This window comes from Agrobacterium sp. rho-8.1, from assembly GCF_033957725.1.
GTDB lineage: Bacteria > Pseudomonadota > Alphaproteobacteria > Rhizobiales > Rhizobiaceae > Agrobacterium.
On the sequence record NZ_CP192788.1, the window covers coordinates 1,889,341 to 1,902,150 of the forward strand.

General features: G+C 50.2%; 12 protein-coding genes. All 12 read left to right on the forward strand.

Going from position 1 to position 12,810, the window contains the following annotated elements; translation table 11 throughout:
* Positions 1-19: 19 nt before the first annotated feature.
* Positions 20-406: a hypothetical protein gene (locus tag RMR21_RS09535; protein ID WP_498667748.1), complete on the forward strand. Its 387-nt coding sequence runs from the start codon at positions 20-22 to the stop codon at positions 404-406.
* Entirely contained in the window at positions 384-1,805 is a 1,422-nt protein-coding gene (locus RMR21_RS09540) for a phage terminase large subunit (RefSeq protein WP_498667749.1), read from the forward strand. Before RMR21_RS09535 ends, RMR21_RS09540 begins: the two co-directional genes overlap by 23 nt.
* A 40-nt stretch (positions 1,806-1,845) precedes the next feature.
* Positions 1,846-4,161, forward strand: coding sequence for a portal protein (locus tag RMR21_RS09545; RefSeq protein WP_498667751.1), 2,316 nt, complete (start codon positions 1,846-1,848; stop codon positions 4,159-4,161).
* 3 nt (positions 4,162-4,164) lie between these two features.
* Positions 4,165-4,416 (forward strand): hypothetical protein, encoded by a 252-nt coding sequence (locus RMR21_RS09550; RefSeq protein ID WP_498667752.1) that lies wholly within the window; start codon positions 4,165-4,167, stop codon positions 4,414-4,416.
* 36 nt (positions 4,417-4,452) lie between these two features.
* Positions 4,453-5,433 carry a hypothetical protein gene (locus RMR21_RS09555; RefSeq protein ID WP_498667753.1) on the forward strand — a complete coding sequence of 327 codons (981 nt, stop codon included), beginning with the start codon at positions 4,453-4,455 and terminating at the stop codon, positions 5,431-5,433.
* Between the two features lie 36 nt (positions 5,434-5,469).
* Positions 5,470-6,399 carry an SU10 major capsid protein gene (locus tag RMR21_RS09560; RefSeq protein ID WP_498667754.1) on the forward strand — a complete coding sequence of 310 codons (930 nt, stop codon included), beginning with the start codon at positions 5,470-5,472 and terminating at the stop codon, positions 6,397-6,399.
* A 71-nt stretch (positions 6,400-6,470) separates the two neighbouring features.
* Entirely contained in the window at positions 6,471-6,818 is a 348-nt protein-coding gene (locus RMR21_RS09565) for a hypothetical protein (protein WP_498667756.1), read from the forward strand.
* Positions 6,819-6,822: 4 nt separating this feature from the next.
* Positions 6,823-7,401 (forward strand): phage adaptor protein, encoded by a 579-nt coding sequence (locus RMR21_RS09570; RefSeq protein WP_498667757.1) that lies wholly within the window; start codon positions 6,823-6,825, stop codon positions 7,399-7,401.
* Complete coding sequence (locus RMR21_RS09575; RefSeq protein WP_498667758.1) at positions 7,395-8,903, forward strand: hypothetical protein; 1,509 nt, start codon at positions 7,395-7,397, stop codon at positions 8,901-8,903. The genes RMR21_RS09570 and RMR21_RS09575 overlap by 7 nt, the downstream gene beginning before the upstream one ends.
* Before the next feature lie 292 nt (positions 8,904-9,195).
* On the forward strand, positions 9,196-9,684 hold the full coding sequence (locus tag RMR21_RS09580) for a hypothetical protein (RefSeq protein WP_498667759.1): 489 nt from the start codon (positions 9,196-9,198) through the stop codon (positions 9,682-9,684).
* Positions 9,641-11,185: a tail fiber domain-containing protein gene (locus RMR21_RS09585; RefSeq protein WP_498667761.1), complete on the forward strand. Its 1,545-nt coding sequence runs from the start codon at positions 9,641-9,643 to the stop codon at positions 11,183-11,185. The genes RMR21_RS09580 and RMR21_RS09585 overlap by 44 nt, the downstream gene beginning before the upstream one ends.
* Complete coding sequence (locus RMR21_RS09590) at positions 11,185-12,810, forward strand: hypothetical protein (protein ID WP_498667762.1); 1,626 nt, start codon at positions 11,185-11,187, stop codon at positions 12,808-12,810. Before RMR21_RS09585 ends, RMR21_RS09590 begins: the two co-directional genes overlap by 1 nt.

Genomic DNA, 12,810 nt, shown 5'->3' on the forward strand with positions numbered 1-12,810 from the left:
TTAGAAATCCATTTTTTCAATGACCTTCAATGATTACCTCACGGCTGTATTCTCCAGCCACTTTACCGCTGGTTTCGCGGGCGCTGTTGTACGCAGCATAACGTCAAAAAATAGCAATCCTTGGGAAACGATGGTGGGCGGTATCGCCGGTATGTTGAGTGCCGGATACGTTACCCCCGCCGTCATTTCCTATTTTGAAATTGTTGACGCTTCCTCGGCTCTCACCGCAGCATTTCTAATCGGTATGCTTGGCGTATATGCCGCTGAATCAATGATGCGCGTTGCCGCACGATATGCCCAAAACCCAACCATTCCAACCGCGCTAACACCCATCGCGGTTATCGACGCTATTTCACAAAATCATAATTCCCAGAAGCCTGACGATGAAACCACCAATAAATCGTAAGGCTCAACTCGCCACCCTTCTTGATGCATACCGGAACGATATCGGGCTCTTTTCGCAACAGATATTCGGTAGAACACTCCGTCCAAAGCAACTCGAATTCGCTGAAGCATTTCGAACCAATCGCCAGATTACCTTCAAGGGTGGTGTAGGCTTCGGCAAAACAGCCGCGTTGGCGATTGTCGTTTGGTGGAGCCTTTTTTGTCACGACAAAGTTGGTGTAACGATTTTCGCGCCGACCCACGGCCAGATCAATTCCGGTATATGGAAGGAAGTTCAGCAACTCTACGCTGATATGCATCCGGCCTTTAAGGACGTTTTTGAAGTTACCCAAACCAAGGCAGTGCGTTTATCCGCACCAGCGGCTTGTTATGCCGAATGGCGGCTTGCGAACAAGGATAATCCATCCGCAGCGCGTGGTATCCACAATACCAATAATTTCGTTTTGGTCGATGAAGCCACTGGTGTTGACGATGAGATTTTCACCGGCGCTTTGATCAACATCCTTACGGACGAAAATCCGAAACTTTGCCTCATCAGCAACCCTTCACGTTCCGATGGGTATTTTTGGAGAACGTTCAACGATCCGCTTATCTCGGACGACTGGATAAAGATCACCGGTAAGGCAACCGATAACCCAAATCTTGATGCAGACGGTTTGCGACGTCTTGAGACGCAGTATGGTGGCAAGGATAGCCGGGAGTATCGAATTCTTGTCGAGGGTGAATTCCCCCTGGACTCGGCTGACGGCCTTATCGCCCGTTCGCTTATCGACCTTGCCGTTGATAATGAAGAAGTATTGATAGCCGAAAATAGCCCTTATGTATGGGGTGTCGACCCCGCCAAGGGACTAGGCCGTGACCGATCCGTGATTGTCATCCGCAATGATAAGACCCTTACCGATATCCAAACATTCACGGACCTAAACGAAGTCCAGTTCGCGCACAAACTTCGCGATATCTTCCAGCGAACAGCGGCAAAGCAGCGACCCACAACTATCGCGGTCGACGGTATCGGTTCGACCCTTGCCCCGATTCTGAAGGAATTCGGTCTCCCGGTCCGAGAAGTCATTGTTTCAAAATCCCCTACCCGCAAGCCTGAAAAGTTCAATCGCCTGCGTGATCAACTTTGGTGGGAATTGAAGGAATGGTTCGAAACCGAGAACGTTCGAATTCCAAATAACGTCGATCTTATCAACGAACTTTTGATGCCAACCTACAACTTGGATAACGGCAAAATCAAAGTCGAAGGTAAGAAAGAAATCCGAAAAAGACTGCAAGGAAAGTCACCAGATATTGCAGATGCCTTGGCTCTTACGTTTGCAGTTTCCACGACACTTTTTGCTTCCAAGTATGGTTGGAACCAGCCGATCCAGTACGATAATCTGGAGTGGTACGAGTAATCGCTAAATACTTTCATCATAGTTTTTTTAGCGATTTTCAATGTCCAATACTACCAAACTCGACAACCTTGCAGCCAATATTGCGAAGCAGGTTCAGAATTCAATTTCATTTGCCAACGATACGCTCAGCAGCCAGTACGACCGAAACCTGCGCCAATATATGCGTATGCCAATGGCAGGCGATGAAAAGAAAAAAGGTCGTTCAAAGTTCGTTTCCAGCGACGTTCAGGAACGCGTTGATTGGGCGGTGGCCCAAATCCTAAAGGTCTTAGATGGCCAGCGTAGCGTTGCATTCTTCAAGCCGCTTACCGCTGACAAATACGACGCCGATATCGCCAAACAGCAAAACGCGGTTGTTCAGCACGTCCTTCAAGAGCGCAATAGCCACAACAGCATTCTAACGCCTTGGGTGAAAAACTCCTGCTTGTTCGGGCTAGGTGTTCTCTACGTCGACTTCACAGCGAAGCGCGAAGAAAGCCGTCCTATGATGGCCAAAGGCGTAACCGACGAAGCCCTTGTCAAAATGGTCGAGGACGAAAAATCCGGTAAGATAATTATCATCGAGGTTGGTGACGAAACCCGCCAAGAGATTGATATGAACGCCCTCGCCGCAATCGCAGGCCAGTTGGGTATGCCTATCGATCCAAACACCTTCGATATGGATCAAATCCCCGATGTCATTCGCGACCAGCTCAACCCGCTAGTCCGCGATATCAAGTACCGCAAGGTTTCCACCCACCCTGAATTCAATTTCAAAGTTCTACCCGTTGAGGACTTTATCGTTTCGGCCAACGCGGATATTTGCCCACTCTCCGGTGGCATTATCTCTGATATCCAAGGCCACCGCTCGTTCGTTTCGAAGGAAGATTTGATTGAGCGCGGCTATGATAAGGCAGACGTCGACGCGCTACCTTCCGCGCAGGAAAAGACCGACCTCGTAGCAATCAACCGCATACAGGCCGTTGGCGTTGGTTCCGGTAGCAAGCCTTCTTCGGACGACGTTGTTATCTTTGAAATCTTCACACGGACAAAGATTGACGACGACAAATCGCGTCCATACCGCGTTACGATTGGTGGCGACCTAACGAACAATCCGATCATCCTTGGTTATGAGGAAGTCTCGAGACTTTACCCATATGCGCCATTGGTTCCTTTCCCGATCCCTAACACGCTTTGGGGCCAAGGCATTGCTGACCGCGTATCTGCCGAACAGGATTTGATTTCAAACATCAACCGCGCCGTATTGGATGACCTCCATATGCACGTCGACCCGGTCAAGGTTATCAATCCTTCTTCGACCAATATGGACGATGCGCTCAACATCTTCCCCGGCAAGGTAATCCGAAGCGAAGACCCGACAGGCGGCATTTCCTATGCACAACGCGCCTTCAGCGGAATGTCTGCCCTGCCTATCATTGACCGTATGAAGGATAGCCAAGACTTCTTGACCGGTGTTGGTGGCAAGATGGTCAGCCTCGACGCCAGCGATTTCGCGGACGTGACCGCTACCGCTTCCAAGCAGCGAAGCAACAGCCAGCAAATCCTGATTGAACAGGTCATCCGTCAGATGGCCGATACCGGCTATCGCTACCTTATCAAAGTCATCATCGATTTGCTCCAGCAGAACCCGGAAATGGCGCAGGAGTACATCCAGCGTCTAACCGATACGTTCACTCCGGCCATCGATGATTGGAACCCGGATATGGACGTGGCAACGACGATCTCGTTCGGTGCAATGGACACGGACTTCCGGCTTGGTGTTCTTAATCAGACCCTTGTCGCTCAGCAGGGAGCAATGCAACTAGGCATCGCCGGTCCTGCCCAAATCTACAAAACGCTTGTCCAGATCGCGGAAGTATCCGGCCTTCAGGGTGCCGAGAGTTTCTACATCGATCCGGCAACATTGCCGCCTGCCCCGCCACCACCTGAACCTATCGATCCGAACAAGGCACTAGCCGACGCGGAAGTCCTCAAGGCCAATCTCAAGGCAATGGCCGACGAGAAGACCCGCGAGCACGACGCATATCGCTTGCGTGTCGAAGACGACTTCCGCCGCGACGAACTTGCCCAGAAGTTGGAACTCGAACGCGCCAAGATGGAGGCTGAGAATGGCGCTAAACTAGACCTGGCCCGCCTTGAATATGAAATGGCACGAGACCGTCAGGACGTTGAGTGGGCGATGGAACGCGAACGTTCTGCCAAGGATCAAGAAGCCCAGATCGAAGAACAGAAGAAACTGGACGCTCAATCCCGCGACCAGATGTTGGCCGAACTAGCCCAAAACAATCAGCAACAAATGCAGCCGCCTGTGCAGCCACCAATGCCGCAGCAGCAGCCACCTATGCCGGGAATGTAAGCAATGACGACCACTCAGGAAATTATGGACCGTGCCGATAGGGCAAAACGTCTTCGCGAAAATGAAGACTTCATTGCGATCACCGAAGCCGTCAAAGCCGACCTATTTCGTCAGTTCTGCACGACCAATGTTTTGAACAGGGAAGCCCGCGAAGAACTCCACAAAATCTCTTACGCAATCGAATTAATGCGCAAGAAAATCGATGATTACATCACTTCAGAGACACTCCGTAAAATCGAAGACGAAACTGAATAAATAAATACGAAAACATATTTCATAGGAAATTATAATATGGAAGACGCCAACACCTCAGTAGAGACTGGCCTTACGCTTGAAGAAGCGGCAATTGAAATTGAAAGCCTATTGGACTTCGGTGCAGATACCGAAACAACCGATGATTCAATTGATGAAAACACTACGTTGGAAACGACCGATGAAGTTGTAGACGAACAACCGGAAACGGATTCTGAAACAGACGAAGAAGTCGAAGAAGACACAAACACGGACGCAGAAAACACCGTATCCGATGAAACCAAAGTCAAACTTAGCGACGGCGAAGAACTGACACTTGGCGATTTGAAAAAGGGTTATCTACGTCAAGCGGATTACACCAAAAAGACTCAGGAACTTGCTGCCGAACGTGCCGAACTAGGCTCTATGGAGCAAGCGAAAGTCCAAATCCGCGACCAATCACTCAACGAACTTGGTAAGATCAAGCACGACCTCGCTGTTCATTACAATTACAATTTCGCCAGCATTGATTGGAAGACACTCGCTGCTGAAGACCCCTTTGAATATAACATCAAGAAAGAAGCAGCCGCTGATTTCGATGCGAAAGTCAGAGAACTTCACGGTCTAGAAACCGCGCTTAAGGAAGAGAATGCTCGTTTTGAGCAGGAAACTTTCAAGCAAAATCAGGTTAAGGCCCGCGAAGAAATCGTCGCCAAATATCCCGAATTCGCAGACAAGAATACGGCCACACCGATCCTAAGAGGAATTACCTCTTTCCTATCGGAAGCCGGTTTTTCCAAAAGCGAAATCGAAGGTATTGCCGACGCAAGGATCATCGGAATTGCCTATGCAGCCTATCGGGCGAAGCAAGCAGAAGTAGCAACGAAACAGGCAAAGACTGTCGTTGCAAGCAAGCCGAAAATTTCAGCAACACCACCAAAGAAGACCCACGGTAATTCGAAATCCGAAACCGTTCGCAATCGATTTGAGCAATCAGGCTCCGTCGATGACGCAGCGCGTTGGATTGAGCAATTGCTGTAAATTCATCAATTTTTTTATCAAGGAATTTAGACCAAAATGGCTAATCTCGTAACTACTTCCGTTTCCAACGTTAAAGAAGACCTTGGCGACGTAATCTCCCGCATCACGCCGGAAAAGACACCTTTTTATACTGAAATCGGTAAGACTACCGCAAAGGCACAAAATCACGACTTCTTGAACCGTGAACTTGCGCCACCCGTTGTCAATGCCGCTTCTGAAAATGCTCTATTTGGTGCTGCCGATGGTACAGGCCCAGAACGCCTAACGAACTACACGCAGATTTTCACGAAGGTGGCGGGCGTATCCGGTACACTCGAGGCAGTAGACTCTGCGGGTTACAAGTCTGCAATCGCTGATCAGATCTCAATCAAAACAGCCGAACTAAAACGCGATATCGAATTCGCACTTGTTGGCCCATCGGCTTCCGTCGGTGGTTCTACCCGTAGACTCGCCGGTGCTGAGGCTTGGATTTCCACGAACGCAGATCACGGTGCTGGTGGTTCCACTCCGGGCTATGCAAACCAGTTGGTTGGCTCCGTTACGGCTGGTACGACCCGCCCTCTTACCGAAGATATGTTCAACGGTATGATGCACGACATTTGGGAACAGGGTGGTGACCCTACCAAGGTTCTCGTTCCCGGTAGCCTTAAACAGGCGATTTCCAACTTCACCGGTGGTGCAACCAAGTATCAGGATATGAACAAGACTGCGACCATTTATGGTTCGGTTGACGTTGTCGTTTCCAACTTCGGAACGCATATGATTATCCCGCATCACTTTATGAGCAAGACGACTGTTATCGCGTTTGATCCTTCGCTTTGGAGCGTTGCTACACTTCGTAAGATGACAAAGACCGAACTTCCTAAGACCAAGGATAGCATCGAGTATTCGCTTCTTACCGAACTTACGCTCGTTGCGAAAAACGAACGTGGTAACGGCAAGATTGCAGACGTAACTGCCGCCTAATTGAACTAACGGAAGGGGCTATATTAAGCCCCTTCTTTCTACATATTATTCAATTTTTTAAGTGACGAATTATGATTGACGAAGACAACCTAAATGTTGGCGACTGGATACCCGAAGGCACGAGTAGAGTTCTAATTGACGACGAGAGACGCCGTGTGGTCATTCATCGCATTGGTAACGGTTGGTTCCAAACGATTGAGCCTAAAACACTCGAAGAACAATTCGCAATCAATGCTCAAGAGGCAAACGAATTTTCGAGAACGCAGAAACTTGGTGAAAATCAGAAAGTCTCAAGTATGCCACCTGAGATTTATTATTGGCTCAAAGAGCAGGGTATTGCTGACAACCCTGAACGACTCAAAAGGTGGCTTAACGACTCGGATAATTCTAAATTCCGTACGAACAGTTTGAGGGTGTAATCATATGCAGAATTACACCGACCTCAAGACGGCTGTTTTCGATTATGCGATGCGAGACGACGCGCCATTCGATACGCTCGTTCGCCTTTTCGAATCCGACTATGCCCCGCAGATAATCCATTTCCAAGCCGAGAAAACAACGGTGCTTGATATCGTCGCTGGTCGTGTAACGTTGCCTGCTGATTTCATCAAAAGCCGCGCAATCATAGTCGACGGTGTTGTTGCTAATCCCGTTTCCATTTTCAATTCACAGGTATTCCCCGATACCATCAACTATTTCCAGACCGGCAATCAGTTGGTTTTCACGACGGGCTATGCCGACCAGCCGAAGAAAGCGACCATCGTCTATTACGGTCGCATCACAAACGTTACCTCGACAGCGCCAACGAACTGGCTGCTTACGAACTTTCCAAGCGTTTATCTCTATGGCGTTTTGGAGAAACTCTACAAATGGAGCATAGACGCCGAAGCAGAAGCCGCAGCCAAGACATCCTTGGTTGAAAGCCTTCAGGCGCTTGGTGAAAGCCATCGCAATTCTACAGCGGTTTCCAACCCACCTCCAGCCGAGGTGACGCAATGGTAATCGATATCCCTCTTCCGCATTGGCGTCCCGACGCAGCCGATATCGCAAACCCAGGTCTCAAGGTTGCGAAGAACGTTTATCCAACGGCTGGCAATCAGCAGGGCTCGGTCGTCTATCGGCCTTTGAAGTCCGCAAAACTCTATGCGTCCACGGCATTCGCCGGTGAACCGCGTGGCCTTATGGTTGGCTACGACTCGAGCCAGACTGCCGTCATATTCGGTGGCGACGAAAGCAACGCTTACAAATACGTCCCATCGACTTCCAAATGGGTAAACGTAAGCCGTACCGGTGGATATACGACGGCCAATGAAGAAAACTGGCGTTCGATTACCTACGCGTCTTCGGTCATCGCGACGAACTACTCCGATTATCCGCAATGGATTAATTGCGACGACCCCGTACAATTCGATGACCTCACATCGCTAGTCCGTGGCCGGTTTATCGTGGCCCACAGAGGCTTCACAATCCTTGCGAATACCTACGACCTTTTCGATGGCCCGCAATCTACCCGCGTTCGCTGGTCGGCCTTGAACGACCCGTTTGATTGGGCATTCAGCCAGTCCACGCAGGCCGACTTCCAAGACCTGACCAACACCGGAGCCATTACCGGTCTTATTGCCGACGAGGACGTTTGGGTGTTTTGCCAGAACGCCATCATTCGTATGCACTACATTGGTTCGCCTTGGCTCTACCAGTTCAGCACGGTCGTTGACGGTCGTGGTTGCACCATTCCCCAAAGCCTTATCACCAAAGACGGCGTTTCCTACTTCTTCGCCGGTGATGGTTGGTATTCCTTCAAGGGTGGTCAGGTTGCCCCTATTGGCGTTGGCAAGATTGACTCCTTTTTCGCAAGCGACGTCGATACCAGCGCAACCCACAAAATGACGGTTAGCGCCGATCCGACCGAACCGCTTATCTATTGGACCTATCCAAGCCAGAGCGCGACGAACAAGAACGCCGACCGCACATTGATTTTCAATTATTTGACTGGCGAATGGACGTTGGCTGATGCCCGTACCGAATACCAGTACAGCGCCGTAACGGTTCCTTGGACTATCGACCAACTAGATTACTTCTCCACCATCGATAACATCCCCTCCCCCTTCGGCTCTCAAGTCTGGGCAGGCGGTAACGAAACCCTCTGGGGTTTGGACAACGATGGCGCGGTCTACACACTGGGTGGACCGAACCTCCCGGTCACCATCGAAACAGCCGAAATGCAAATCAGCCAATCGCTTGCGAATTCGAAGACGGATCGCGCAACCGTTCTAGCCGTTCGACCAATCTTCCAGAGCGCAGGCACCGCAAATATCCAAATCGGATCCAAACAGATTCCGAACGAGGAACTAGAATGGTCTGAAGGTAGGGCAACCCACCCTGCTACCGGCTACGCGAACGTTCGAAATCAGGCTCGCTACCATTCCATTCGTGTGAATATCACCGGCAACTTCGACAAATTATCTGCCATTCAAGTCGATGCAAAAGCGGCGGGTGGTCGATAATGACTTCAATTGTTCCTGTCATAAACATTGAGAGCAAAGAGAACCTTAGATCGACAATCAATCAGGTTATTCGACAGGTTTCCGATACCACCGGAAGCATCCAAATTACGGGTTCTGGTTCGATAAATATCACTAATACCAAAATTTATTCGGACTCGAAAATCGTTTTGACACCTCGCAATATTGCCGCATCGACGGCCACCTATTTCGTAAGTTCCGTAGGGGACGGACTCGCTACCATCACTTTCAATGGGAGCGGTCTTTTCGATTACGCGATCATAGGGGTTCGATAATGACGACACTCCATCGCATCGATGACGCGGAAGAAGCAATCGAAGTCTACGGTAAATTTCGTGACCGTATCTTGGATTTGATTACCCTTTCAGGCGACGACACAACCGAGCAAGAAATCCTCGAGTTGATCGACACTCGCCAAGCAACGATGTGGGTAAACGGAGAATCATTGGCCATCATTCAAATCGTTATCGATATGGATGATGCAAAGAAATGGTGCTTGGTTCGACACGCCATTGGCAATCTATCCGACATATTAGCCGGTGAAGATTTAGTCGATGAATGGGCCAAGAAGTGGGGCGCACAAGGTATGTGCCTGATCGGTCGTAAAGGCTGGTCGAAGATTTTAACACCTAAGAATTTTGAAACGAAACGTATTGAAAACGACCTCCCTGATTTCAAGAAATTGATTGCCGGAAGGAACTATTTTTTCTGGAAAAACTATGGCTTCTCAACCAAAAACGACGACCCAGACCACCAGTACTGAACCGTGGTCTGGTTCGAAATCGTACCTAACCGACGTTTACGCGCAGTACGATAAAGCCCTCAAAGAAGGCAAGCCCGAAACGTGGGCTGGACCTACCGTTGCGGATCAATCCGACCAGACGAAACTCGCTCAGCAAATGGCTGCATCTACCGCGCTTAATTCCGGTGGAATGCTCCAGAATGCCCAGAACGCGAATAACAACCTCGTCAACACCGGTGGCGCAAATCAGAATGCACAGTCGACGTATAACACGTTGATGAACGGCCTGAACTTGGGTGCTAACCCATCTTCCGGTGGTATTGCTTCGCTTATCGGTCAGGTTGCCAATAATCAGGTTCCGGGTTCGAACGTCTATAGCAACATTGCCAACGGCACCAATACCGGCCTAGCCGCTTCGCAGAACGCCTTGAATTCGGCACAGCAGGCTGACCCGACGATGGCGAACCTATCCGCTACGGCTTCCGGTGCGAACATCGGAAATAACCCGTATTTGCAACAGAATATCGCGAATAATCAGCAATCTATCGCTGATATGCTTTCCAAGCAGACGATACCTGGACTCTCCGGTCAGGCCGCACAACTTGGTCGAAATGGCTCCGGTGCATTCGCCAGCCAAATCAACGACGCGACCAGCACGGCTGCAAACGCAATGTCGAAGGTTGCGACCGACGCCTATGCGAACCAGTACAATCAAGACACCGCGAATATGCTTCAGGCAAACAACCAGTTGTCGAGCGCACATAATGCGGGTGTTTCGAACCAACTTAATGCCGCGAATAATCTCACGAATTCCTACGCACAGAACGCCAATACACAGATGGCCGGTGCGCAAGGTCAGGGTGCGAATTATCAGCAATCCATTAGCAATCTTAGCAACCTACTTGGCCAGCAGTCTGATCAATATAATCAGGGTGTTTCCAATCAGTTGAGCAATGCCGGTCTTGCACTTAACGCTGCAAACGGTGGAACCTCTGCAAGCAATGCAGCCGCAAATACGCAACTTCAGGCAGCGAACAATGCTGGCAATGTTTACAATAATTCGTTGCTTCCGGCTGAAACGATTGGTGCAATTGGTCAGCAGCAGGATTCGTATAATCAGGAAAAACTGAACGGCCAAATTGCTCAGTTCGACCAGAACCAGCAGATGCCGCTCATCCAACTTTCTAACTTCGCCAACATTTTGAACGGCGGTGGTTATAACCAGCAGACGAGCCAAACTACGCAGCCGGGAAATAGCGCACTAAGCAATATCCTCGGTCTTGGAACCGGCCTTATGAGCCTGTTTACGCGTTGCGATAGAACGACAAAAGAAAACATCACTTTCGTGGGTAAATCCCCGAATGGATGGGCAATGTACTCGTTCAACTACATTGGTGACGACGAAATTTACATCGGTCCTATGGCGCAAGAAGTTGAAGAAATCGCACCGGAAATGGTGGTCGAGTTCGACGGCGTTAAGCACGTAAATAATGATGTATTTAAAGAAATGAGTATTCACTAATGGCATCTTGGGATTGGCTTTATCTTTCGCCCGAAGAAATGCTTCGCAAAAAGCGCGAAGAAGAAGCGGCAAACAATGGCGGTATTAACGCCGAAATGGAGCGCGAACGTCAGCAGGAAATCTGGGCAGCGGAAGACCGCGAACAGGCCCGTCTTGCTCAATCGAACGCAATCGACGTAACGCGCAATAACGCAATGGCTGGTGCCGGTAAAATGGCACCGGTTCCAACCGAACAACCACGCGCATATGTCGACCAACAGAAGCGTAATCTTACCCCTGCCCCAAGGGTTATCGAAGAACGACCTATCCTTGCCGTCGAGGAAGAGGACGAGGTTGTTGATCCAACGCCTTCGCCTTTGACCTACGTAATGACCGGTGAAACGAATGGTACGAAGACCATTGACGACCCTGAGTCCGGTGGCCTCTGGAAGTTCTTTGGTTACAACACACCTGAAGAGCGCAACGGCGTTTCTAACGGCCTTATGCGGGCCGCTGGCGCAATGCTTGGTTCCAATGAGGGTGACTTCTTCCGAACGCTTGGCAAGGGTATGGAAGGCTACGCGACCGAATATGACAAATCCTTGGATACGTCCTCCAAACGCCAACTCGACCAGCAGCGTCTTCGTGCCAATGAACTTTCGCTAGCCGAAGGTGAAAAGACCAAGGCTATCAACGCGCAGATCGCCCGTATCTATCAGGATGCCGGTCCTAGCGGATTGACGCCTGCTCAGAGGCAACAGGTTGCAGCCTTGTATGCCGAAGCAGGTGATATCAAATCCGCTCAGGCCATCATTGGTGGAACGGCAACCGAAAAGACCGCAGAAATTCGCGAATACGAATATGCCAAGCAAGGCGGTTACACCGGCTCGTTTGCTGATTATCAAGCGCGTAAGACTGGTGGTTCGAAGAAATCGACCGACCTTCAAGCCGACCTCGACCGTATCAACGAAGAACGTATTGCAGCCGGTAAGCCTGCCTATTCGATGGAAGATTACCAGCAGCAGCAAAACCGTGCGGCTTCCGATACGAAGTTTGCCGAAAAATCTGGCGAAGAAAACGCCAAGATGTTCAAGGAAATGACCGAGGCTGGTTTCAATGCCCAATCCGACCTTGCGAACATCGACGTTCTAGACAACGCCCTTAAGCAGACCCCCGGTGGCCTAACCAACATCGTTACCAACGCAGCCAACCAGTGGGGCTTGGGTAACTTGGTTTCGGAAGGCGCTGACTCCGTTCAGGTTGCCAACGCTATGATTAGCAAGTTGACGCCTATGCAAAGACCTCCGGGTTCTGGTGCGGCTTCTGACGCCGATATGCGCCTATTCCGTGAATCGCTTCCAACCTTGGCCGGTACGCCCGAAGGCAACCAGATCGTCGTTACCACGATGCGTGGTCTCGCGATGCATAAGCAGGCTTTGGGAACCATCGCTGCAAGAGCGCAATCCGGTGAAATTACGCAATCTGAAGCCCTTCGCCAGATGCGCGAACTCCCCGACCCGTTGGCTGATTTCAAGAGGGTTACGCAGCAGCAAAACCAGCAAAAGCGCGATGCCAACGCACCATTAGGCCCACGCCAACCATCGATTACGTTGCCTTCTGGCCGTTCGATTATGTCGAGGGGTTAA

Excerpts from the sequence above, each read along its gene's own strand:
- RMR21_RS09575 (WP_498667758.1), top strand. The coding sequence starts at position 7,395 with ATGGTAATCGATATCCCTCTTCCGCATTGGCGTCCCGACGCAGCCGAT.
- RMR21_RS09550 (WP_498667752.1), top strand. The coding sequence starts at position 4,165 with ATGACGACCACTCAGGAAATTATGGACCGTGCCGATAGGGCAAAACGT.
- RMR21_RS09555 (WP_498667753.1), top strand. The coding sequence starts at position 4,453 with ATGGAAGACGCCAACACCTCAGTAGAGACTGGCCTTACGCTTGAAGAA.
- RMR21_RS09565 (WP_498667756.1), top strand. The coding sequence starts at position 6,471 with ATGATTGACGAAGACAACCTAAATGTTGGCGACTGGATACCCGAAGGC.
- RMR21_RS09545 (WP_498667751.1), top strand. The coding sequence starts at position 1,846 with ATGTCCAATACTACCAAACTCGACAACCTTGCAGCCAATATTGCGAAG.
- RMR21_RS09570 (WP_498667757.1), top strand. The coding sequence starts at position 6,823 with ATGCAGAATTACACCGACCTCAAGACGGCTGTTTTCGATTATGCGATG.
- RMR21_RS09580 (WP_498667759.1), top strand. The coding sequence starts at position 9,196 with ATGACGACACTCCATCGCATCGATGACGCGGAAGAAGCAATCGAAGTC.
- RMR21_RS09535 (WP_498667748.1), top strand. The coding sequence starts at position 20 with ATGACCTTCAATGATTACCTCACGGCTGTATTCTCCAGCCACTTTACC.
- RMR21_RS09585 (WP_498667761.1), top strand. The coding sequence starts at position 9,641 with ATGGCTTCTCAACCAAAAACGACGACCCAGACCACCAGTACTGAACCG.
- RMR21_RS09560 (WP_498667754.1), top strand. The coding sequence starts at position 5,470 with ATGGCTAATCTCGTAACTACTTCCGTTTCCAACGTTAAAGAAGACCTT.
- RMR21_RS09590 (WP_498667762.1), top strand. The coding sequence starts at position 11,185 with ATGGCATCTTGGGATTGGCTTTATCTTTCGCCCGAAGAAATGCTTCGC.
- RMR21_RS09540 (WP_498667749.1), top strand. The coding sequence starts at position 384 with ATGAAACCACCAATAAATCGTAAGGCTCAACTCGCCACCCTTCTTGAT.